The sequence below is a fragment of the Methylophilus sp. VKM B-3414 genome (assembly GCF_032248435.1).
GTDB lineage: Bacteria > Pseudomonadota > Gammaproteobacteria > Burkholderiales > Methylophilaceae > Methylophilus > Methylophilus glucosoxydans.
The window spans coordinates 44,831-67,142 of sequence record NZ_JAVTLI010000007.1; the positions used below are offsets into that span (position 1 = coordinate 44,831).

At 51.9% G+C, this 22,312-nt stretch carries 24 protein-coding genes and 2 tRNA genes; 5 read left to right on the forward strand and 21 right to left on the reverse strand.

Annotated features, from left to right (window positions below; all coding sequences use genetic code 11):
• Positions 1-136 precede the first annotated feature (136 nt).
• From Q9292_RS07465 to recA, 6 genes are all read right to left on the reverse strand, one after another.
• Positions 137-213 (reverse strand) — tRNA-Arg (locus tag Q9292_RS07465).
• Between the two features lie 120 nt (positions 214-333).
• Positions 334-427 (reverse strand) — tRNA-Ser (locus Q9292_RS07470).
• A 157-nt stretch (positions 428-584) separates the two neighbouring features.
• Positions 585-1,814 carry an aspartate kinase gene (locus Q9292_RS07475; RefSeq protein ID WP_194748263.1) on the reverse strand — a complete coding sequence of 410 codons (1,230 nt, stop codon included), beginning with the start codon at positions 1,812-1,814 and terminating at the stop codon, positions 585-587.
• Positions 1,815-1,839: 25 nt separating this feature from the next.
• On the reverse strand, positions 1,840-4,476 hold the full coding sequence (gene alaS / locus Q9292_RS07480; RefSeq protein ID WP_313986468.1) for an alanine--tRNA ligase: 2,637 nt from the start codon (positions 4,474-4,476) through the stop codon (positions 1,840-1,842).
• Positions 4,466-4,921: a recombination regulator RecX gene (gene recX / locus Q9292_RS07485; protein WP_313986470.1), complete on the reverse strand. Its 456-nt coding sequence runs from the start codon at positions 4,919-4,921 to the stop codon at positions 4,466-4,468. Before recX ends, alaS begins: the two co-directional genes overlap by 11 nt.
• Before the next feature lie 84 nt (positions 4,922-5,005).
• The gene (gene recA / locus Q9292_RS07490; protein WP_275355935.1) at positions 5,006-6,034 is read right to left on the reverse strand and encodes a recombinase RecA; all 1,029 of its coding nucleotides are present in this window, start codon (positions 6,032-6,034) and stop codon (positions 5,006-5,008) included.
• Between the two features lie 245 nt (positions 6,035-6,279).
• On the opposite strand from recA, the gene Q9292_RS07495 reads away from it, so the two are divergent.
• Entirely contained in the window at positions 6,280-6,642 is a 363-nt protein-coding gene (locus Q9292_RS07495) for a hypothetical protein (RefSeq protein WP_313986473.1), read from the forward strand.
• A 4-nt stretch (positions 6,643-6,646) separates the two neighbouring features.
• Here Q9292_RS07495 and Q9292_RS07500 read toward each other — a convergent pair whose 3' ends face one another.
• Genes Q9292_RS07500 through mog form a run of 5 tightly spaced genes read right to left on the reverse strand, consistent with a single transcriptional unit; the run spans position 6,647 to position 9,559 of the window.
• Positions 6,647-7,147, reverse strand: a complete 501-nt coding sequence (locus Q9292_RS07500; protein WP_313986475.1) for a CinA family protein — start codon at positions 7,145-7,147, stop codon at positions 6,647-6,649.
• Positions 7,147-7,650 (reverse strand): phosphatidylglycerophosphatase A, encoded by a 504-nt coding sequence (locus Q9292_RS07505; protein WP_409934487.1) that lies wholly within the window; start codon positions 7,648-7,650, stop codon positions 7,147-7,149. The genes Q9292_RS07500 and Q9292_RS07505 overlap by 1 nt, the downstream gene beginning before the upstream one ends.
• A complete protein-coding gene (thiL, locus tag Q9292_RS07510) occupies positions 7,634-8,578 on the reverse strand; it encodes a thiamine-phosphate kinase (RefSeq protein ID WP_313986477.1) in 945 nt (314 codons plus the stop codon). Before thiL ends, Q9292_RS07505 begins: the two co-directional genes overlap by 17 nt.
• The gene (locus tag Q9292_RS07515; RefSeq protein ID WP_194748270.1) at positions 8,571-8,927 is read right to left on the reverse strand and encodes a hypothetical protein; all 357 of its coding nucleotides are present in this window, start codon (positions 8,925-8,927) and stop codon (positions 8,571-8,573) included. The genes thiL and Q9292_RS07515 overlap by 8 nt, the downstream gene beginning before the upstream one ends.
• A 26-nt stretch (positions 8,928-8,953) precedes the next feature.
• On the reverse strand, positions 8,954-9,559 hold the full coding sequence (gene mog / locus Q9292_RS07520) for a molybdopterin adenylyltransferase (RefSeq protein ID WP_313986480.1): 606 nt from the start codon (positions 9,557-9,559) through the stop codon (positions 8,954-8,956).
• 150 nt (positions 9,560-9,709) lie between these two features.
• Here mog and Q9292_RS07525 point away from each other — a divergent pair, with 150 nt between their 5' ends.
• Both Q9292_RS07525 and Q9292_RS07530 read left to right on the forward strand, forming a co-directional pair.
• The gene (locus Q9292_RS07525) at positions 9,710-10,435 is read left to right on the forward strand and encodes a PDZ domain-containing protein (protein WP_409934482.1); all 726 of its coding nucleotides are present in this window, start codon (positions 9,710-9,712) and stop codon (positions 10,433-10,435) included.
• 51 nt (positions 10,436-10,486) lie between these two features.
• Positions 10,487-12,466, forward strand: a complete 1,980-nt coding sequence (locus tag Q9292_RS07530; protein WP_313986484.1) for a site-specific recombinase — start codon at positions 10,487-10,489, stop codon at positions 12,464-12,466.
• A 72-nt stretch (positions 12,467-12,538) separates the two neighbouring features.
• Here Q9292_RS07530 and Q9292_RS07535 read toward each other — a convergent pair whose 3' ends face one another.
• Both Q9292_RS07535 and yjgA read right to left on the reverse strand, forming a co-directional pair.
• A complete protein-coding gene (locus Q9292_RS07535) occupies positions 12,539-12,793 on the reverse strand; it encodes a sulfurtransferase TusA family protein (protein ID WP_313986486.1) in 255 nt (84 codons plus the stop codon).
• A 69-nt stretch (positions 12,794-12,862) separates the two neighbouring features.
• Complete coding sequence (yjgA, locus tag Q9292_RS07540) at positions 12,863-13,423, reverse strand: ribosome biogenesis factor YjgA (RefSeq protein WP_275355949.1); 561 nt, start codon at positions 13,421-13,423, stop codon at positions 12,863-12,865.
• A gap of 73 nt (positions 13,424-13,496) precedes the next feature.
• Here yjgA and pmbA point away from each other — a divergent pair, with 73 nt between their 5' ends.
• Complete coding sequence (gene pmbA / locus Q9292_RS07545) at positions 13,497-14,819, forward strand: metalloprotease PmbA (RefSeq protein ID WP_313986962.1); 1,323 nt, start codon at positions 13,497-13,499, stop codon at positions 14,817-14,819.
• A 96-nt stretch (positions 14,820-14,915) separates the two neighbouring features.
• Here pmbA and Q9292_RS07550 read toward each other — a convergent pair whose 3' ends face one another.
• From Q9292_RS07550 to panC, 6 genes are all read right to left on the reverse strand, one after another.
• A complete protein-coding gene (locus Q9292_RS07550; RefSeq protein ID WP_409934483.1) occupies positions 14,916-15,977 on the reverse strand; it encodes an MlaA family lipoprotein in 1,062 nt (353 codons plus the stop codon).
• A 245-nt stretch (positions 15,978-16,222) separates the two neighbouring features.
• Positions 16,223-17,656, reverse strand: coding sequence for a deoxyribodipyrimidine photo-lyase (locus Q9292_RS07555; RefSeq protein ID WP_313986489.1), 1,434 nt, complete (start codon positions 17,654-17,656; stop codon positions 16,223-16,225).
• Positions 17,657-17,658: 2 nt separating this feature from the next.
• Positions 17,659-18,126 carry a 23S rRNA (pseudouridine(1915)-N(3))-methyltransferase RlmH gene (rlmH, locus tag Q9292_RS07560; RefSeq protein WP_313986490.1) on the reverse strand — a complete coding sequence of 156 codons (468 nt, stop codon included), beginning with the start codon at positions 18,124-18,126 and terminating at the stop codon, positions 17,659-17,661.
• Between the two features lie 31 nt (positions 18,127-18,157).
• Positions 18,158-18,529 carry a ribosome silencing factor gene (gene rsfS, locus Q9292_RS07565; protein ID WP_275355952.1) on the reverse strand — a complete coding sequence of 124 codons (372 nt, stop codon included), beginning with the start codon at positions 18,527-18,529 and terminating at the stop codon, positions 18,158-18,160.
• 14 nt (positions 18,530-18,543) lie between these two features.
• A complete protein-coding gene (gene panD / locus Q9292_RS07570; RefSeq protein ID WP_194748281.1) occupies positions 18,544-18,924 on the reverse strand; it encodes an aspartate 1-decarboxylase in 381 nt (126 codons plus the stop codon).
• A 106-nt stretch (positions 18,925-19,030) separates the two neighbouring features.
• Positions 19,031-19,885: a pantoate--beta-alanine ligase gene (panC, locus tag Q9292_RS07575; protein WP_313986493.1), complete on the reverse strand. Its 855-nt coding sequence runs from the start codon at positions 19,883-19,885 to the stop codon at positions 19,031-19,033.
• Between the two features lie 344 nt (positions 19,886-20,229).
• Here panC and mscL point away from each other — a divergent pair, with 344 nt between their 5' ends.
• Entirely contained in the window at positions 20,230-20,649 is a 420-nt protein-coding gene (gene mscL / locus Q9292_RS07580) for a large conductance mechanosensitive channel protein MscL (RefSeq protein ID WP_194748283.1), read from the forward strand.
• Between the two features lie 80 nt (positions 20,650-20,729).
• Here mscL and Q9292_RS07585 read toward each other — a convergent pair whose 3' ends face one another.
• Both Q9292_RS07585 and Q9292_RS07590 read right to left on the reverse strand, forming a co-directional pair.
• Positions 20,730-21,143 carry a hypothetical protein gene (locus Q9292_RS07585; protein ID WP_313986496.1) on the reverse strand — a complete coding sequence of 138 codons (414 nt, stop codon included), beginning with the start codon at positions 21,141-21,143 and terminating at the stop codon, positions 20,730-20,732.
• Between the two features lie 92 nt (positions 21,144-21,235).
• Positions 21,236-22,096: an HlyC/CorC family transporter gene (locus Q9292_RS07590; protein WP_313986497.1), complete on the reverse strand. Its 861-nt coding sequence runs from the start codon at positions 22,094-22,096 to the stop codon at positions 21,236-21,238.
• Positions 22,097-22,312 lie beyond the last annotated feature (216 nt).

Below are 22,312 nucleotides of genomic sequence, written 5' to 3' on the forward strand. Positions count from 1 at the left end.
GCCATCATCATCGCTATGTTCAGCGCGTATCAGCGATGTATCAACGCACTGATGAGCTTTAAGAAATGTAATGTTGAACAGGGATCAATAAAAGAAAAAAGCCTTGTTTCTCGGAAAGAAACAAGGCTTTTATTTTTGGCGCGCCCGGAGCGATTCGAACGCCCGACCCTTTGGTTCGTAGCCAAATACTCTATCCAACTGAGCTACGGGCGCCAAGGTTTGTTGCTTTGCAACAAAAACAGCATTATAACATAAGTTTCAGCTTTGTGGAGGGGTCCAAGCAACGATGACACCCTAATTTACCAAACCCTTGAATCGTTAAACCTAGGTATTTGGCGGTGAGCGAGGGATTCGAACCCTCGATACAGGTTTAAGCCCGTATGCTTCCTTAGCAGGGAAGTGCCTTCGACCACTCGGCCAGCTCACCTTATTAAAACAATGACGCCTTAATAATACCAACACAGCAGCTGCTGTTTTCTTTGCAGTATTGCTACTGCATTGAAGGGCGCCATACTACGTGAAAACCCTTCAAAAATCAACGCAAAAAAGAAGAATGTTTTATTTCTTTATTCGTGCGTTTGCGATTATGCGTTTTCCAGGCCAAACGCCTTATGTAACACGCGCACAGCCAGTTCCATATACTTCTCTTCGATCACCACTGCGATCTTGATTTCACTGGTAGAGATCATTTGAATATTGATGCCCTCTTCAGCCAATGTACGGAACATCTGGCTAGCGATACCAACATGCGAACGCATCCCTACACCTACGACAGACACTTTTGCGATCTTATCGTCACCAGTCACTTCACGTGCCTGAATATGGCCTTGAACCTTGTCGCGCAGAATTGTCAGCGCCTTGTTCATTTCGTTTTTGTGTACGGTGAACGTGAAGTCTGTCGTGCCGTCTGCGCCCACGTTCTGGATAATCATATCCACATCAATGTTGGCATCGGCAACAGGACCAAGAATCTGATAAGCAATCCCTGGCTTATCAGGCACGCCTGCTACGGTAATTTTCGCCTCATCGCGGTTAAAAGCGATGCCGGAGATAATTGGATCTTCCATGTTTTCCTCATTTTCTTCGAATGTAATCAGCGTGCCGTCACCCTCTTCTTCAAAGCTGGAGAGCACACGTAACTTAACCTTGTATTTGCCAGCAAACTCAACCGAGCGGATTTGCAGTACTTTGGAGCCTTGCGAGGCCAGTTCGAGCATTTCTTCAAAGGTGATTTTTTCCAGCCGGCGCGCTTCTGGCACCACACGCGGGTCAGTGGTATACACACCATCCACATCGGTATAAATCTGACATTCATCGGCCTTGAGCGCTGCTGCCAAGGCTACACCTGTCGTATCGGAGCCGCCACGGCCCAGCGTGGTGATGTTGCCGTGGGCATCCACGCCCTGAAAACCGGCGACCACACAGACATAGCCGTCATCGAGGTCTTGTTTCAGGTTGTGCTGGTCAATGTCCAGAATACGCGCTTTGGTAAACGCATCATCCGTGAGGATTTTCACCTGGGTGCCGGTATAGCTCTTGGCCTTGATGCCAAGCTCCATCAGCGCCAGAGCGGTCATGCCTATGGTGACCTGCTCACCGGTAGACACCATCACATCCAGCTCGCGCGGATCTGGATCCGGCATGATTTCCTTGGCCAGTGAAATCAGGCGATTGGTTTCACCTGACATGGCTGACACCACGACCACCACTTGATGGCCCATGGCCTTGTAACGTGCCACACGACGCGCCACATTGCGGATACGCTCGGGATTGGCGACTGAGGTGCCACCATATTTTTGTACGATTAATGCCATTATTTTGCTCTGTTAATCAATTGAGTTAATTTAGTTTAGCTTCTGCCCAGGCTTTGACGCTCGCCAGTGCCTGTGGCAGATTTGCGGGTTCAGTGCCGCCGGCCATGGCCATGTCTGGCTTGCCACCACCCTTACCACCCACCTGGCCTGCAACATGATTCACCAGCTCGCCCGCCTTGACTTTGCCAGTCAAGTCAGCAGTCACGCCCGCAGCCAGACTGACCTTGCCCTCTGCCACGCTCGCCAAAACAATGACGGCAGATTTGAGTTTATCCTTGAGTTTATCCATGGTCTCGCGCAAGGCATTGGCATCTGCACCGTCCAAGGCAGCAGCCAATACTTTAACGCCATTGACTTCCAGGGCTTGCGTCGCCAGATCGTCGCCTTGTGAAGAGGCGAGTTTGGATTTCAAACGCGCCAACTCTTTTTCGAGTGACTTGACGTGATCCATCACTTGCGCAATTTTGGCAGGAACTTCATGCGCGGGGGCTTTGAGCTCGCCTGCAACCTGATTAATCAGCGATTGCTGGGATTGCACCAGCTTCAACGCGCCCTCGCCCGTGGTGGCTTCGACACGGCGTACGCCTGCCGCCACGCCACTCTCGGAGGTAATTTTAAACAGTCCAATATCACCAGTGCGGCTGACATGGGTACCGCCACACAACTCGCGCGAAGAGCCGATATCCAGCACGCGCACTTCATCGCCATATTTCTCGCCAAACAGCATCATGGCGCCCGTTTTTTGCGCAGACTCAATATCCATCAAGCGCGCTTGTGTCGCCGCATTGGCTAAAATCTCGGCATTGACCAACGCTTCTACCCTGGCAATCTCATCATCAGTCATCGGCGCATTATGCACAAAGTCAAAACGGGTTTTTTCCGTATCGACCAGGCTACCTTTTTGCTGCACATGCTCACCAAGCACTTCACGCAAGGCCTTGTGCATCAGATGCGTTGCCGAGTGATTACGCATGGTACTGGCGCGCGCCTGCAGATTGACTTTAGCCGCCAACGCATCCCCTACAGACAAAGACCCGGTTTTGAGTACGCCATGATGGCCGAACACGGCTGCCTGAATTTTTTGTGTATCTTCTACGGCAAAAATACCGTTGGCAGACTTGAGCTCTCCGCTATCGCCAATCTGGCCACCGGATTCAGCATAAAACGGTGTATGGTCAAGCACAACCACGCCGAGGTCACCTTCATTCAGTGTTTGTACAGCACTGCCATCTTTATATAACGCCAGGACTTTGGCAGCGGTTTCCAGCTCGTCATAACCGTGGAATGTGGTCGCAGCGCCGTCATATTCAAGATTGAGCGCCATTTTGAACTTGCCCGCCGCACGCGCCTGCTCTTTTTGGCGCGCCATGGCCGCATCAAAGCCAGCGGTATCCACCGTCACGCCACGTTCGCGGCAGATGTCGGCGGTGAGGTCCAGCGGGAAACCAAAGGTATCGTGCAGTTTGAAAGCGAGATCGCCGTTGAACACGGCGGGCTTGGTCGCCAGTTCGGCTTCCAGAATTTGCATGCCGTTCTCTATCGTTTCGAAGAAACGGTCTTCCTCCTGCTTGAGCACCTCGGCCACTCGCGCCTGGTTGCTGGTCAACTCAGGGTAAGCCTCACCCATTTCAGCCACCAGATCTGGTACCAGCTTATGGAAGAAAGCAGCACGACAACCCAGTTTGTATCCATGACGAATCGCACGGCGAATAATGCGGCGCAACACATAGCCACGGCCTTCATTGCCTGGGATCACGCCATCGGCAATCAGGAAGCTACAGGCGCGGATATGATCCGCAAGAACCTTGAGTGATGGACTCTCCAGATCAGCCGTATTGGTTTCGCGCGCGGCGGCTTTAATCAACGCCTGGAATAGATCAATTTCGTAGTTGGCATGCACGCCTTGCAACACGGCAGAAATACGCTCCAAGCCCATGCCGGTGTCGACCGATGGCTTAGGCAACGGATGCATCACCCCCGCTTCATCGCGGTTGAACTGCATGAACACGTTATTCCAGATTTCGATAAAGCGGTCTCCATCTTCATCGGGCGAGCCTGGAGGGCCGCCTGGAATATGCGCACCGTGGTCATAAAAAATTTCGGTACAGGGGCCGCAAGGACCGGTGTCGCCCATCATCCAAAAGTTATCTGAGGCATAACGCGCACCCTTGTTGTCCCCAATACGGACAATCTTGTCAGCAGGGACGCCCACTTCTTTGTTCCAGATCTCGTAAGCTTCGTCATCCTCCGCGTACACGGTCACCATCAGGCGCTCTTTGGGTAAAGCGTAGACTTCAGTCAACAGTTCCCAGGCAAAGGTAATGGCATCGCGCTTGAAGTAATCCCCAAAACTGAAGTTACCCAGCATCTCGAAGAAGGTATGGTGACGCGCGGTATAGCCCACATTCTCAAGATCGTTGTGCTTACCACCGGCGCGTACACATTTTTGTGCGGTCGCCGCACGCGTATAGGCACGCTTGTCAAAGCCGAGGAACACGTCTTTAAACTGGTTCATACCCGCATTGGTAAACAGCAAGGTGGGGTCACCATGCGGCACCAGTGAACTGGAAGCTACCACTTGGTGGCCTTTGGAAGCAAAGAAATCCAGGAAGGCCTGGCGGATTTGTTTGCTGGAAGGTTTTTGCCCGTACTTAACTGTCATCTTCTGCGTGTCTATTCAAAATGTGTTTAATTACATCAAACGTAAAACCCCGACTCTGTAAGAAGCGGGCCTGTTTTGCCCACTCCTCGCGTGTTGTCGGGGCCGCTTTAAATTTTTTGCGCCAGACTTCGCTAGCGCGTGCAACTTCATTGTCCTGCAGACCTGCAACCGCTTCTGCAATCAACGTATCGTCTACCCCTTTTTCACGTAACTCGTTGGCGACACGCACACTGCCAAATTTGGCTTTACGGGCATGGACCAATTGCTCGGTGAATCTGGCGTCACTCAACCAGCCGCGCTGTTTAAAATCTTCCAACAAAGCCGGGAGGTCATCTGCTTCTTCGGCATAGGCCTTTAGCTTTTGCCCCAACTCCGCGTATGAATACTCACGCTTGGCCAAGTATTCTAAAGCGCGTTGGCGTAAGGTTTTTTCCAGATTAGCCATCGAATTTTTAGGCCTCAGCGCGAGTAGCGCTCACAGAGAAAAACCAAACGTCAAAAGCGCGCCTCACGCAGGCTCGCAAAAACCTTAATCATCCTCGCCGCGTGCTGAAGGCAGAATATCCGCCAGCACTTTGGCATTGGCGCGAATTTTCGCTTCAATTTCCGCTGCGATTTCTGGATGCTCACGCAAGAACTCTTTGGCGTTTTCTTTGCCTTGACCGATTTTTTCGCCGTTATAGCTAAACCATGCGCCGGCTTTTTCCACCATTTTAAGGTTCACGCCCAACTCAATAATCTCACCCAACCGCGAGATGCCTTCGCCATACATAATGTCAAACTCGGCTTGTTTAAATGGTGGCGCGACTTTGTTTTTGATCACTTTGACTTTGGTTTCGGAGCCAATGACTTCGTCACCTTTCTTGATCGCGCCTGTGCGGCGGATATCCAGTCGCACTGAGGCGTAGAATTTCAGCGCGTTACCGCCGGTTGTCGTTTCCGGGTTGCCAAACATGACACCAATTTTCATCCGAATCTGGTTAATGAAGATGACCAGCGTATTGGTACGTTTGATATTGCCGGTGAGTTTACGCAAGGCTTGTGACATCAAGCGCGCCTGCAAGCCCATGTGGCTGTCGCCCATTTCACCTTCAATCTCAGCGCGTGGCGTCAACGCCGCCACCGAGTCGACCACCACAATATCCACTGAGCCGGAACGTACCAGCATGTCGGCAATTTCCAAGGCTTGTTCGCCAGTATCGGGTTGCGAAATCAGCAAATCAGGCACATTCACGCCTAATTTAGAGGCGTATTGCGGGTCTAGCGCATGCTCCGCATCAATAAAAGCAGCGGTGCCGCCTAATTTTTGCATTTCGGCAATCACTTGCAGGGTCAAGGTGGTTTTACCGGAAGACTCCGGGCCATAAATCTCCACAATGCGGCCGCGTGGCAATCCACCTACGCCAAGTGCGATATCCAGACCCAACGAACCGGTGGAAACGACTTGCAGGTCTTCGCCGATATCAGCATCGCCCATGCGCATAATGGAACCTTTGCCGAACTGCTTTTCAATTTGAGAGAGTGCGGCGGCGAGCGCTTTGCTTTTGTTGTCATCCATGCTGATTACCTTCTTTTAGCGATAAAATGCGTTGCTTGCACAAACGCGATATAATCCAAACAATAACCTCTAATTATTTCATAAATCGACCATCAGTGAAATGGCGTTGCCATGAATAAATGCCCAGCCATACTGGCTTGAGGCAATTGCGTAGCTGCATGCGTGAATGGTGCTGTCAACCGCGACCCGGCAACTGCGTTAATAGATCAGGGAGCATGCATTTGTTTTCCGCTAGAGGAGCATTTATGAAAGTCTTTAAACTGATTCTGACGTTGACGCTGGCGAGTATCGCGGCAGTCAGCGCGCAAGCACAAGATAACTGGTCGGTGGGCGTGGTGGTAGGCAACCCTTACCCACCCGCTTACTACGCGCCGCCTGCCGTAGTTTATGCACCGCCACCAGTGGTCATTTACCCACATCCACAAAGCCGTTACTACTACAGCCCCCCTGCAGTGACCTACTCCTCACCAGTACCGCCACCAGGTCCCGGGTTTATTCAGTTCTCTTATGGCAATGGTGGCTATGGCGGTTACAACTATGGCCCGCGCAACTACTATGGTGGCGGATGGGGACGTGGTCACCACCACCATCACCACCACGACGATTAATTGATCACACTTCTGACGTCACACTACGTAACAGGGCCGTCAATAAATAACTGGCGGCCTGTTCACGTATCTGTTGGCGATCGCCGGTAAAATACCGTGTGTGCACCAGCACATGAGGCGGCCCCGGCTGCCGGATAGCCCAGGCAAAACACACCATCCCCACCGGCTTGTAAGCAGACCCACCGCCCGGCCCGGCAATGCCAGTCACCGCACCACTGATATTCGCCAAACTGTGTTCTAACGCGCTGACGGCCATAGCCTGTGCCACCGCTTCGCTGACAGCTCCATGTTCGTCTATCAATTCAGTCGGGACGCTCAACATGTCGATTTTGGCAGCGTTGCTGTAGGTAACAAAACCGCGGTCAAACCAGGCTGAGCTTCCGGCAATTGCCGTTATCGATTGTGCAATCAGGCCGCCAGTACAAGACTCGGCCAGCGCCAATTGCCACCCTCTGGCCTGTAAGGCCTGCCCCAGGCTTGCACTGAGTTCCAGCATGGTGGGCATTACATTATCCCTTGTAACGATTGCAGTACCACTATTGCCATGAACGCGGCCAGCACATCATCCAGCATGACCCCCAGGCCGCCTTTCACGCGCTGATCCACCCAGCTGATCGGGAACGGCTTCCAGATATCAAACAGTCGAAACAGTGCAAATGCAGCCGCTCCCCAGCCGAACCCCGAGGGGACCGTGACCAAAACCGCAGCCATAGCCACAACTTCATCCCAGACAATCGCACCGTGGTCACTGACCCCGAGCGCACGTCCGGTAAACGCGCAGCACCAGACGCCCAGCAAGAAAAGTGCGGCCAAAGCAAGCCATTGCTGGGTTAAAGGTAAATGCATCAACAGCCAGTACAAGGGAAAGCCCAGCAGCGTGCCCACGGTACCCGGTGCTTTGGGTGACAAACCCGTGCCCAGACCCAAACTCAGACAATGCAGCGGGTGTGACCACAGCAGCCGCCAACTCGGTAACGATGACTGACTATGCTTAGCCAAAATGCTGATATCCTTTCTTTGCAATATCCAGAGACACATTGCCGTTCAGCACGGTTAAACCGGGGCTGGCAGTAGTTTTACCAATGCGACTCAGCGGCAGATTCAATTGCTGCGACAAGGCCAGCAGCGCCTCCCGGTGCTGGGGAGCGGCAGTAAAACATAATTCATAATCATCCCCGCCTGCCAGCACGGCTTTCTGCATTGTCTCTTCGTCTATTGGCGTTTTCAGTCGTGGCAACGGCAACGCGCGCCAATCCAGTTCAGCGCCAACCCTGGAGGCCTGCAAAATATGCCCCAAATCGGCCAGCAAACCATCCGAAATATCGAGTGCAGCGCTTGCCATGCCTCGCAAGGCCAAGCCCAGACGCACTCTTGGCTGCGGATGATGCATGGCAGTGGCGAGCATCGCAATATCATCGGCATGCAGAGGCAGATGCCCTAAACGGTGTTGTAGCCATAGTGCCGCCTGCCCTAAACAACCACTGACCCAGATATCCTCCCCCGCCCTGGCGCCATTACGTTGCAAGGCCTGGCCAAGAGGCACTTCGCCCAGGATGTTAATGGCGATATTGAGTGGGCCGCGGGTGGTATCGCCGCCGATCAAAGCAACGCCAAAGGCATCCGCACAGGCAAACAGGCCGTCACTGAATTGGCGTAACCACGGATGATCCACCTCTGGCAATGCGATGGACAGCGTGGCCCATTTAGGCTCGGCCCCCATCGCCGCCATATCACTGATATTCACTGCCATCGACTTCCAACCAATGGCAAAGGGCTGTGCCTCGGCAAAAAAATGCGTGCCTGAAACCGACATATCGGCCGAAACCGCCAATTGATAGCCTGGACGCACGCTAACTAGCGCAGCGTCATCCCCTACCCCCAGATCAACCGCTGCTTGCCTGGTAAAATATTGGGCAATCAGATCAAATTCAGCCACGGCGATGCTGCCACCAGCGCAGACACAAGATGACAACGCCCCATGCCAGCAAGATACCCACGCTATCAGCCAGCCAGTCATAGACGCTGGGCTGACGGGTCACGGTGAGCAGCCCCTGTAGCACCTCCATGAGACCTCCATAAATCAACAAGCCGAGCATCAGCCATTGTTGCCGGGCGGGATAGGCCAATCCTGCCCAAAAAGTGACACCGCCAAACGCGACGATGTGCTGTATCTTGTCCAGATAAGGAAAGCGCTGCTCGGCAGGCGCCATTTCTATCAGCAACAGGTAAGTCAGTAGTGCCAAGCAGGCAATAAAGATGATTTTGGCAATCAGAGAAAAACGCATGGGTATCCTGAATGAAGATGAAGAGATCAAGCCTGGGGCTTTAGCGTCGACTTGGGCCTGAACGCCTGAACCACGCGTGCATCTGTTTCCAGATAAGGCATGGGCGCATCAGGGGTTGCCAGCAAGTCCAGGCAATATGGCACCGCCGCAAAGATGCCCGGCACTACCGTTTTACCTTCGCCATCTTTGAGGCCTTCCAGCGTTTCCTGTATAGACTTTGGCTGCCCGGGCAAATTGATAATCAGGCATTGCTTACGGATCACTGCTACTTGCCGCGACAAAATCGCCGTAGGCACAAACCTCAGACTGATCTGGCGCATTTGTTCGCCAAAGCCCGGCATCTCACGATCAGCGACCGATAAGGTAGCTTCAGGTGTGACATCGCGCAAGGCCGGACCCGTGCCACCGGTAGTCAAAATCAGATGGCAGGCCTCTTCATCCACCAATTGCCTGAGCGTCTCGGCAATGGTGGCCTGCTCATCGGCAATCAGCCGGGGGATGACGTGGTAAGGCGAAGTGAGCGCCTGTTGCAACCACGCAGTCAGCGATGGAATGCCCTTATCCTCATAAATGCCCTGCGAAGCGCGATCACTGATGGAAACAAGTCCAACACGCGTGAATTGTTGTTGCATAACGTGGTCTATCAGAAGTTGGTCTGTGTTAATGTACCAATACATCATAACATTACAATGTGACAATCGATCATGGAGAACGAGATGAACCAAGCGCATGCAAGCAGGCATTCCCCCCCCTTAAAACGTCCGCTCATCCTAGGCGGGCTCATGTGGTTGTCCATGTGTTTGGCCCTTGCCTGTATGCTCACGAGTCAACGCGTCTCTGCCGAAGAAAACCCCTACGTCACACATTACCAGGCACAAAACCAGGGGAACCTGCACTCCTTGCAAGCCAATCCTGAGCCGCAGTTGCTCAGTGGCGTGCGCCGGGATGACGACAACATCAGAATGCTCGAAGATGGCTATGACTTGATGGGCTTTAGCAGTTTTGAAGCGGGGGAAGTCCCGCCAGAACTGGCACTAGACCATGGCCGTAGCCTCCAAGCCGACAGCATTCTGGTCTATGTGAAAAAAGCGGGCAACACTTCGCCAGCCTCCAAGATGGAGATGATCAAGGAAGCCGTGAAAAAAGGTCAGTCGCTGACTGAAAAAGACATGGCTGCCAGCCCGGGCAAATATCGTTATTACGCAAGTTTCTGGGCAAAACTGCCGCCTCCTTTACTAGGCATCCATGTGATCAAACTGGTGCAAAAACAATCTGGTGGTGAGAGTGAACGCATGCCTACCCCCGGCGTGCGCGTGATTGCCGTGATTCATGGCTCGTCTGCCGAAAAAGCAGGCCTGCAACGTGGCGATCAGCTACTCAGCATCAACCAGGAAAAAGTAGAAGATGCAGCCACGCTCTCCACCCTCGTGCGCAAATACCGCGGCAAAGCGGTTAAGTTAGAGATGGAACGTCAAAGTGAATCCCTCTCGCTAGAGGCGCAGCTCTAAACGTTTGGCGTGTTATCCTTGCCAAATCAAGCATCCAAGAAAGCGCTTTACATGTTTCAACCGATTTTTGACCACCAGGCCGCCCGCGAAGCGGCCGGTGATATTGACGATATTCAGTTTATTCGAGCGTTGTTCGACAATATCCGTCCTAAGGACTCTTCGGATATTGAAAGTGCGAGCAATGCCTTGCAGGCCTTGTGCTTCCTGCTGCAACAGCATCCACAGTTTGCCTTGTTATTGCGCAACAGCGTGCTGAGACTGCTCAACGAAAAGAGCGTGATATCGCTGTATTCAGACCACGGCATTCAATCAGACCTCGGTTTTTTTACCGAAATTTATCGTCGGCTTTCGCATAAAATCCTGCCAGACGTACCCGACCCTAAATATCTCAAGGATGTGTTTGGCCAGATTTTTCATCAAAACGATGATGCTGACTGGGTCACCGGCATGCCCGACCAGGTCTGGCGAGACTTTATGCAGACATTGGACATCAGCCGAGGCGACTGGCAATTGCAGCAAAACTGCATCCAGGAGCTCAAGGATGCCCTGCAAGTGCTGTCTTTCAGGCTCTCGGCATCTGGCTTGGATCCCGAGCTGATTTTGCAGCATGAAGATCTCGAATCAAACAGCTCGCCCTTTATCACGCAAAATATTGAAATTCAAAAGTTTTTGGCGCTGGGCAGCATCCAGGCTGAAGATGTGCAACATCTCTACAGTGTGCTCAAGCGTTGCGAGCAACTGACCTATGAAATCCGCAAGGCGAATGCCAAAACCGGGACCAGCATCTCGCTGACGGCGCTGATGCAAAGAATTTTGCAACAGATTCAGCGCATGCAACTGGTGGTAGACATTCTGCATGGGCTCATTCTCAAGCATGATGTGAGCCAGTCAATCACCAGCTTGCTGAAACAGCTGGTGGATGCCGAATGCAAGAAAAATAACCTGTCGGATTACTGGCGCCAAAATACGGAATTGCTGGCCTTGCGCGTCACTGAAAATGCCAGCCATACCGGCGAGCATTACATTGCGCAACATCGCGGTGAATATTTCAAGCTCATGGGCTCAGCCATGGGCGCGGGCCTCATCATTGCCTTTATGGCGATGTTTAAAATCATGATTGCCAGCTATCACCTGCCACCGCTGACCGAGGCCATTTTGTTTAGCCTCAATTATGGCCTGGGCTTTGTCATCATTCACCTGTTGCACTTCACGGTGGCCACCAAGCAGCCGGCGATGACCGCTGCAACCATTGCTTCAACCATAGATGACCATGGCCACGACAGCAAAAACATCCACAATCTGATCAATATCGTGGCACAAACTACGAGCAGCCAGACGATTGCGATTTTAGGCAACGTGGTGGTGGTGATTCCGGTGGCCATACTTATTGACTGGCTGTTTATGCAAAGCACTGGCCATCACTTTATTGGCAGCGAAAAAGCACATAGCCTGCTGGACAACAACAACCCGCTGATCAGCCTGACCGCACTTTATGCGGCAGTCGCCGGGGTATGTTTGTTTTTGTCAGGCCTGATTGCCGGCTACCACGACAACCTGGCCGCCTACAACCGGATTCCAGAACGCCTGCAACATTTGGGCTGGTTGCAGTCCTTGCTGGGCAAAGAACGTCTGGGGCGCATTACCGACTATATTCGTCATAACCTGGGCGCACTGGCGGGGAATTTTTACTTTGGTTGCCTGTTGGGATTTGCCTCAGGGCTGGGGGTCATGCTGGGATTGCCGCTCGATATCCGTCACGTGACCTTTGTTGCGGCTTTTGCCGGTTACTCGTTCCCGGCGCTTGATTTTCAGGTCAGCCAATACATTGTGGGCACCACCATTTTGGGCATTGCCCTGGTCGGCACCATCAACCTCATTACCAGTTTCGGCCTGGCAATCTACGTTGCAATGAAGTCACGAAAAGTGCGCTATCGCCACTGGAAGGCTTTTTGGCTGGAATTGTTAAGTGCACTGTATCGCCAGCCAGGCAAGTTCTTGTTACCCCCTAAGAAAACCAATACAGATCATTAAACACACGGCGCGCGCCGTGTGTTGGAGCGGGTCAGCCGAAGCCCGGAGCCCAATGCCATACCCGCTCATTGACTAGTCAGCCGCCAGAGTGGTTTCTTTCTGGATCAAAAAGTGAAAGACACCGCCTTCTTTGTGCACAGACAACAACTTGACCGGGTGATGATTAATCACGTTGCGGATATTCTGTTCGCTGCCCGCAGAGGTCGTTTTCACGGACAACACCTGACCGGGCAACAACTGCTCCAGTTTTTCGATGGTTTTCAGCATGGGCAACGGACTGTCCAGGCCCATCAGGTCGAGTTCGATATCTATTGGTGTGGTGTGCATACTTGTCCCCCTTTTCAAAAGCTGCTTATGTCAGCATGATCAAGCTGTGTTGGCGACCGCCAATCACGTTCAATCTTCATCCAACTCGTCTTCCTCAGTACCCGCTATCGCCTGCAAGTCATCCTCTACCGCCACACCTTCCATCAATTCGCGGATTATTTTAAATAATTCGCGGCTGCTTTTAGGCGGCTTGCCGGCAGCATGCTCCTTATTCGCATTGCGGATCAAGGTACGCATTTGCTGCACAGGGGTCTGCGGATATTCAGCAATAAATAATTCGATTGCCTTGCTGTCTTCGAGCAAGCGTGACCGCCACCGTTCCATTTGGTGAAAGCGGGCATTTTCTTCCTGATGCTTGCCTTCCCACTTTTGCAACTGCTCAACAATCGGGGCCAAATCTGTTTCACGCATCAGGCGCCCGATATATTGCATTTGACGACGGATGGCACCATTCGAGGTAATGCGCTTGGCTTCGGCAATCGCATCCATCAGGGATTCTTCCAGCGCCAGTTTTTTCAGTTTATCCTTGGGGAGCGCCACCAGTTGTCGGCCAATGTCCTGCGCGGCATCCGCCTCAGCCTTGAGGCGGGTTTTACTGGGTTGGGAATCATCAAAGGTTTCAGATGTCATGTTAAAAGCAATCTCTGCCAAATCACGGTATGATAACAGCTTTAATCGCCAAGCTAAAAACAAGCAAGCCAGCATGCAAGCAGAACAACTACAACAAATCGCCCAAGACATTATTCGTTTGACGCAAACAGCCGGTGCCAGCAGCGCCGAAACCGAAGTCAGTTTTGGCATGGGTCAGAGTGTGTCTGCGCGCCAGGGTGAGACTGAAAATATTGAGTATAACCGCGATAAGGGCTGCTCGGTCACGGTCTACTTTGGTCAGCAAAAAGGCTATGCCAGCACCTCAGACCTGAGTCCGCAAGCCTTGCGTGATACGGTTGAAGCGGCCTGCAATATCGCCAAGTATACGGCGCAGGACCCCTTCTGTGGCCTGGCTGACGCTGACTTGATGGCAACCTCGTTTCCTGACCTGTCTCTGCATCATCCCTGGCAAGTCGATGTCGATGCAGCGCTGGCGCTGGCCAAACGTTGCGAAAGCGCGGCACTGGCAGTAGATCACAGAATCAGTAACAGCGAGGGAGCCAGTGTCTATACGCAAAGCGGCGCCTTCGCCTATGCCAACAGTCACGGGTTTATCGGGGGCTATGCCAGTTCACGTCATAGTATCAGTTGCTCGGTGATTGCCGAGGCCGATGGCCTAATGCAACGCGACTACTGGTATAGCAGTGCCCGCGATGCACTAGACCTGGCCAGCCCTGAACAGGTGGGCCAGATCGCTGGTGAACGTACCGCCAGGCGACTGGGTGCGCGCCCGATCAAAACCGGGCAATACCCGGTACTGTTTGAAGCACCGCTGGCCAGTGGCCTGATTGGTACCCTCATGAGTGCCATTTCTGGTGGCAACCTGTATCGAAAATCCTCTTTCCTGCTTGATAGCCTGGGCCAAACCATCGCCAGCCCGCTGTTACAGATTGAAGATCATCCATTTCTGCTCAAAGGGGCGGCCAGTAGTGCCTTTGATAGTGAAGGCGTCGCTTGCCAAACCAGAACACTGGTCGAGAATGGCGTCCTGCAAGGCTATTTATTGGGCAGCTACTCCGCCCGCAAGCTGGGACTCAAAACCACAGGCAATGCCGGTGGCGCACACAATATTCTGGTCCGATCCACTGGTCAGTCCTTTGAACAGCTGCTGCAAACACTGGGCACGGGGCTGCTGGTGACGGAGTTACTGGGGCATGGCCTGAATATGGTGACTGGCGACTACTCACGCGGTGCGTCTGGCTATTGGGTTGAGAACGGCGTCATTGTGCACCCGGTCGAAGAAATCACCATCGCCAGCAACATGAAAGACATGCTGAAAAGTATCGTCGCCATTGGTAATGACGTGATTCCCAACAGTTCAAAACTGACGGGTTCTATTTTGATAGAGCGCATGACCGTCGCCTCATCCGAATAAACTTGTTCGCTCATCCCAATTACCATCAGTAAACAAGTTGTCACCAATAAAAAAGGCTTTGCAAATGCAAAGCCTTTTTTATATTTCCAGACAGGATTACTGTGGTGCAGTCTCAGCCGGTAATGCCATCAGCGTTTCATCTATGGCAGCCACGACCTCTGCCGCCTCTTTTTCAACCACAGGCATTTCGTCGCCAGTTTCGCTCGTTTGCTCGAGTAATGGCGGCAAAACCTCTTCAGGTTGCGCAGTCGCCTCAAAGGCTAAGGCGTCGACCTCATCCAATGTCGGTGCAGCGATTGATTCTACGGCTTGACTCTCAGACACGACGACCGCAGCCATATTGCCGGGCTCAGCCTGATCCACAGAGGTAACTGACTGCAGCAATACGGTTTCACCATTGTTAGAGGAAGACGCCGCTGGTTTGGCCGGCACATCTTCGTCAGCGGGCTCAAACTCGTCTTGCAGCAATTCCTGAGGCACCAAGCCATCCTGAATCAAGCTGGCACGGCGCTGCAAATAAGCATCACGCATGAAGGCATAAGGATCAATCGACGCATTATCGACGAGATCAGTCGCATCAAGCAATTGTGTACGCTTATCCAGCAACTGCACCGCACGCACCTGATAATAAGTACGAACCTGGCCAATATTGTGCAAATATTGAATCGGGTCAGAAGTCACGGTATCAATCGCCAACCCGCTGGCATCCCGCACCGTACTTGGCCCCAAAATTGGCAGCACCAGATAGGCACCCGACCCCATGCCCCAATAGCCCAGGGTTTGACCAAAATCTTCCTGGTGTTTGGGAATATTGTCCATACTGGCCACATCAATCAAGCCAACCACCCCAAAGGTGGTATTGATCACAAAGCGACCTGCATCACTGAATGCCTGGGCAAACTTCAATTGCAACAGATCATTGACCACCGTGGTCAAGGTGCCCAGGTTACTGAAGAAGTTGCTGATGCCAGTACGTACCGGCGAAGGGGCGACGGCTTTGTAGGCTTTTGCTACCGGCTTCATCGCATAGCGATCCGCAACATCATTAAATTTGTAGATGCCACGGTTGAGGCCTTCAAGCGGATCTTTATTGGTTGTTGCACAGCCAGACACACTTGCCAGTGTTGCAATCAGTACTATCGCTCTTAATTTTTTCATATTCGTCATTATTTCAGAAGCTGTTCAGGCGTATTAAATTTTTTGTATCCCCAACACTGCATGTTTTTTATCTTGCAATAGCATTTAATCACCAAGCAATGCTTACTCTTAACGGAATCACTTTTTAAAAACTAAAGCGCGTTTGACAAAGATATCTGAGATACAGCCACCAACTGGCTGTGTTTTGCCTTGATCCAGACTCCGCCCCAATCCCGATTAAAATGTTCTTCATTCTACCTCAAATGTCATTTGGGCTTCACATTATTTTTGTATAGGCGCAACGCCTGTTCCCGCTGTATTGCGTGATCTACAACAGGCCGAGGATAACTCAATGCAACGCCTTGATTAAATAAGCTTTGCTTGTGATATTTCGCTGCCCATGGCGCATGAATTTGGTCATCACTCAGGGAGGCCAATTCTGGTACATATTTGCGGATAAATTTGCCTTGCGGATCAAACTTTTCAGATTGCGACTGTGGATTGAAGATCCTGAAATACGGTTGCGCATCGCAACCGGTGGAGGCCGCCCACTGCCAGCCACCATTGTTGGCCGCAAAGTCAAAATCGATCAGCTTTTGTGCGAAATATTGCTCACCCCATCGCCAGTCGATGAGCAAATCCTTGACCAGAAAACTGGCGACAATCATGCGTAACCGGTTATGCATATAGCCGGTCTGGTTCAACTGCCGCATGGCCGCATCCACGATCGGGAAACCGGTTTGGCCAGCGCACCAGGCCTCAAACCAGGGCTGGTGATTGAGGAAAGCCAACCCCTCATATTCAGCCTTAAAAGCCGTGCCCTGCTGCAAGTCTGGCCGATGATACAAAACCTGGAAATAAAAATCGCGCCAGATGAGCTCATTGAGCCAGATGGCCGCGCCTTCATTGCCGGTCTGCGTCAATTGCCAGGCCGCATGCGCCAATTGGCGGATTGAAATGGTGCCAAAACGCAAATGTACCGACAGGTAAGACACGCCCTTGATGGCAGGAAAATTGCGCGCATCGTGATACTGGCTGATCCGCTGCAGAAAGTCATTAAACAGCTGCTGCGCACCAGCCATCCCGGTCGGCAAACGCATGGCTTTCAGATTAGTCTCCTCAAACCCAAGTGATGCCAAAGTGGGCATCGCTTGCGGCGGCAGTAGCGCCAGTTGACCGAGATACTTGTCAGTTGGATACGCTTGCAGATAAAAAGGGCTGAGTTTTGCCAGGTGGGCATTCTTGTAGGGTGTAAAGACGCCATAAGGCTTACCAGCCTGTGTCAGGATCTCGTCTTGTTCAAACAAGACCTGATCTTTAAACAAAAACAGTGACTGACCTAAAGCCGCCAGGGATTGTCTGACGGCCTCATCACGCGCAATCGCGGTGGGCTCATAATCACGATTTGCATAGACGGCAGAGACTTTCAGGCGTGTTGCCAAGGCAGGAATCTCTTCCCTGGCAGCGCCATGCAACACAATCAGATCCGCACCTCTTGCTTGCAGCGCCTGCTTGAGTTCACGTGCGCTTTCCCAGATAAACTCGACCCGGCGGTCGGCTTTATCGGTCAGGGCATCCAGGATTTCAGTATCAAAAACAAATGCGAGATAGACTTGCGCATGTTGTTTGAGTGCGTGATAGAGGGCAGCATGATCATGGTCGCGCAAATCGCGACGCAGCCAGACCAGGGCATTGGACATTCTTATTCTCGGTGGTAAGGATGATTGCTTAGAACCGTATGCGCACGATAAAGTTGCTCGGTCAGCATCACTCTGACCATGCCATGCGGCATCGTGAGCTTAGATAGACTAAATAACCATTGCGCCTGAGTTTTCAATTGCGGATGCAAACCGTCAGCACCGCCTATGACCAAAGCCACATCGCGCCCCATTTCCTGCCAGGATTTGAGTTTATCGGCCAGTTGCAAGGTGGTGACAGCCTGCCCACGCTCATCCAGTGCCACCAGATAGTCTTTACCGACCACGTCGAGAATGCGCTTGGCTTCAGCTTCTTGGACCACTTCACTGTTTTTGCCCGAAGCGCGCTTGTCAGGCTTAATTTCAATGATGCGCGTCTCAAGTTCGCGCGGCATGCGCTTAAGGTATTCCGCGCAGGCAGACTCCACCCAGTCGGGCATTTTGTGGCCGACCGAGATGATATTGAGTTTCATGCGGGATAAAAAGAATGACCTTGCGTCAGAATCAGGCGGCCGAGGCGGCGCGGCGAGACTGTGACTCGCTCCACAGCTGCTCGATATTGTAATAGGCTCGTGTAGCAGGCACCATCACATGCACGACAATGTCGCCCAAGTCGACCAGCACCCATTCGCCTTCTTTTTCGCCTTCAATACCACGCGCATCCATGCCTTTTTCTTTAAGCTTTTCGCGCACATTGTCCGCAATGGCTTTGCATTGGCGGGTGGAATTGCCGCTGGCGACGATCATGTAACTGGTCATGGCGGTCATGTCGCGCACGTCCATCACCGTGATATCAAAGGCTTTGATGTCTTCCAGCGCGTCAACAACGGCCAGTTTCATGTCTTCAAGAGACATTAATGAAGTATTTGGTTGCATAGAGGGTTTCAAATTCAGGCAGCTTGCGCTGGAATATGGTTTTTCTGTTGGACGATGCGGTTCTGCGCATCGACATAAACCAGTTGTGGATGGTAATTTGCCAATTCAGCTTCTGTATATTGCGAGTAGCTGGCAATAATAATCAAGTCGTCAGGATCGGCTTTGTGGGCCGCCGCGCCATTGACAGAGATCACGCCGGAATGGCGCTCAGCACGAATCGCATAGGTGGTAAAACGCTCACCATTGTTGATGTTGTAAATCTGGATTTGCTCATACTCATGAATATTGGCCGCTTCCAGCAAGGCCTCATCAATCGCACAGCTGCCTTCATAGTGCAACTCACTATGCGTCACACGTACCCGATGCAGCTTTGATTTCAACATGGTTCTTTGCATTGCGTTCCTTAACTCGAACACCCGCTCGCGCGGAAAAGGACGTAATTATAAAGTTATCAAGGGCTTAGCGCAAAATAAATTTATGGTTAGAAGTGGCGCATTTGGTCTACAGACTCACTTCGCAATTATCAATCAGGCGCGTCCCACCAAGCTTGGCAGCCGCCAGAATCACCCAGGCCTGGTCATTCGCATCGGGCAAGGTCAGGTCTGTTTGCCTGCGAATGTCTACATAATCGACCTGCCAGCCTTGCTGGTTTAACCCAGCCACCGCCTGTTCACACAAGCTTGCATAATCCCGCTGGCCTGCCAGCAACGCCTGCTTGATGCGCTGCAGTTGCTGATAAAGTTGCGCTGCCTGTGTTTTTTCTGTGGCAGAAAGATAGCCATTGCGAGAACTCATGGCCAGGCCAGAAGGCTCGCGCACAGTCTCGCCCGCCACAATCTCGACGTTAAAATTGAGTTGCCGCACCAGCGTGCGGATCACCATCAATTGCTGGTAATCTTTTTTGCCGAACACGGCCACCTGCGGCTGCACCATATTAAACAGCTTGGCGACCACCGTTGCCACGCCGACAAAATGCCCGGGCCGGCTGGCCCCGCATAATTCATTGGCCAGTGCGGGCGGTTGTATCACAACGGCTTGCCGCAAATCCTGCCCATCAAAATCCGGGTACATTTCAGTGACGGTAGGCGCAAATACCACGTCCGCCCCTACCGCTTCCAACTGTTCACAGTCTGCCGCCAAGGTGCGTGGATAGTTGCCAAAATCTTCGTTCACCCCAAACTGCAAGGGATTGACAAAGATACTCACCACCACAATCTCCGCGAGCTGCTTGGCCTGCGTCACTAATTGGCAATGTCCTGCATGCAAATTGCCCATCGTCGGGACAAAGCCCACCTTTGCTTGCGGATGACGGGCTAAAAAAGCGCGTAACTCGCGCACACTGTGACACACTTGCATCAATCATTCATCCAACAAAAACACAATTCCGGCAATATATCACAGGCCTCTCGCACCAGCGGCCCATCACCTGGCGTTTAACCCAAGCATTGACAAGCACATCCCTCATTGCCTATAGTCGCTTTAGGGCACTTCTATAAATTCAATTAGCGAGCCTGCGTTTCACGCGGGGCCTCTTGAAACCACTAACATCTTCATATGGTGTTGTTTATAAAAAAATATCCTGCCCTCGCAACCAGAGACTGCATCTCCTTTTTTAATCGCACCTCGTCTTGCTTTGCGACTTGAATTTATAAAAGTGCCCTTTACAATCTTAATCTTTAATAACAATGGTGGGAGAAGTCATGAGCGTCATTTCAGAATTCAAGCAGTTCGCCCTTAAAGGCAATGTCATGGACCTGGCAGTCGGTGTCATTATTGGTGGGGCCTTTGGCAAAATTGTGGCCTCGCTGGTAGATGATGTCATCATGCCCGTGGTCGGCAAGATTTTTGGCGGCTTTGATTTTAGCAATTTATATGTGCCCCTTAACGGCCAATCGGCTGACCTGGCATTGGCAGAAGCCAAAAAACTGGGTGCAGTGCTGGCCTACGGCAACTTTCTGACCATCGTGCTCAACTTTATTATCCTGGCATTTATTATTTTCCAGATGGTGAAATTCATGAACCGCCTGAAAACCGCGGATGAACCGGCCCCTGCCGCACCTGCGCCGACCCCCGAAGATATTGTGCTACTGCGCGAAATCCGTGATAGCCTGAAAAAATAATCAATTAAATCAGGGTTTATCGGGGTTAAAAAAACAAAGGGCGCCTGAGCGCCCTTTGTGTTTGATCCCGCAATAAAGAATTAAATGCCTGCCGGATTGGGATTAGGCACTTCGTAGGTTTGACCACTGCTGGCGTCAGACCCATCATTATTCAAAAACACCACCACGCTAACCTGGTCTTCCACAATATCCAGCTCGGTCGTTGGGTAGTAAGCCCCCTTCGCATCCTTGTTGATGTTGTGATAATGCCAGATGGAGGCAACCACCCGTCCACTGTCCTTGAGTTTCACATCTTCTGCGCGGGCAGGTTCGCCCAGCAATGCAATCAATTCGGCCCGGCTCATCTTGCCGACTTTATCCACAAAGGCCTGCTCGTCTTCTGGAATCGCTCCCGTCGTAGCGATCCCTGGCGTCGCCCCTGCCCATAATGCACTGCTCACTGATAACAATCCAACTGCCAACACCCCGTGCAACCAAGTTTGTGCTCTCATCATCACTCTCCTTATGTTCAAACACTCAGGCAATCAAAACGATCATTAGGTTCCATTTGCAGCCGCTACGCATAGGCTGGCGGCGGCGCTGTGGCCTAGACCGACTCAATAGGATAGGCTTCTTCTGGCAATAGCTCTATCAATAACACATGTACACGACGGCTGTCAGCATGCACCACGGTCACACTCAGATTTTGAATGCGGATATGCTCGCCGCGCTTGGGCAAATGACCAAAATGGTTGACCACCAGCCCACCCACGGTTGAAAACTCTTCGTCACTAAACGTGGTGCCAATGGCTTCATTAAACTCAGGGATTTCAGTCAAGGCTTTGACACGGTATTTACCCGGCGCCTGCTGGATAATATTGCCCTCGCCTTCGTCGTCATCATATTCGTCTTCAATATCCCCAACAATCTGCTCCAGCACGTCTTCAATGGTCACCATGCCCGCCACACCGCCGTATTCATCCACCACAATGGCAATATGATTGCGGTTGCTGCGAAACTCCTTGAGCAATACATTCAGGCGCTTGGATTCGGGGATAAACACGGCCGGACGCAACATGTCGCGCAGTTCAAACGACTCATTTGCATAGTAACGAAGCAGGTCTTTGGCCAGCAGGATGCCGATCACATCATTTTTGTTGTCTTCAATCACGGGGAAGCGGGAGTGTGCCGTTTCAATCACAAACGGCAGGAAGCTGTCTGGCGGTTGAGCGATATCAATCACATCCATTTGCGAACGCGGAATCATGATGTCGCGCACTTGCATTTCACTGACTTGCAAAACACCTTCGATCATGGCCAGTGAATCGCCATCCATCAGGTGGTTTTCATAAGCGCCATGCAGCAATTCAACAAGCTGCTCTCGATCTTCTGGCTCACGCAACAGAAAATGACTTAATCGTTCTAGAAGAGAGGGTTTATGTGAAAACTTATCCGGCTCCGAAGCCATATTTACTGCTGAAAACAGCACCCTGTATAACGAGATGACTTAAGCATACATGAAAACAGATGACCATGTCACCTTCACCTCACCAGCCCTCTGATTTGGCTCAAGATTTGCCCAGGCCAGTCGCGATCACGCTATAAACATTTAAATTCTGCTAAATTATCGCCTATGCTCAATCGCTTGCGTTCCTATTCTTCTCGTTTTCGCCTGCCTCAGTCG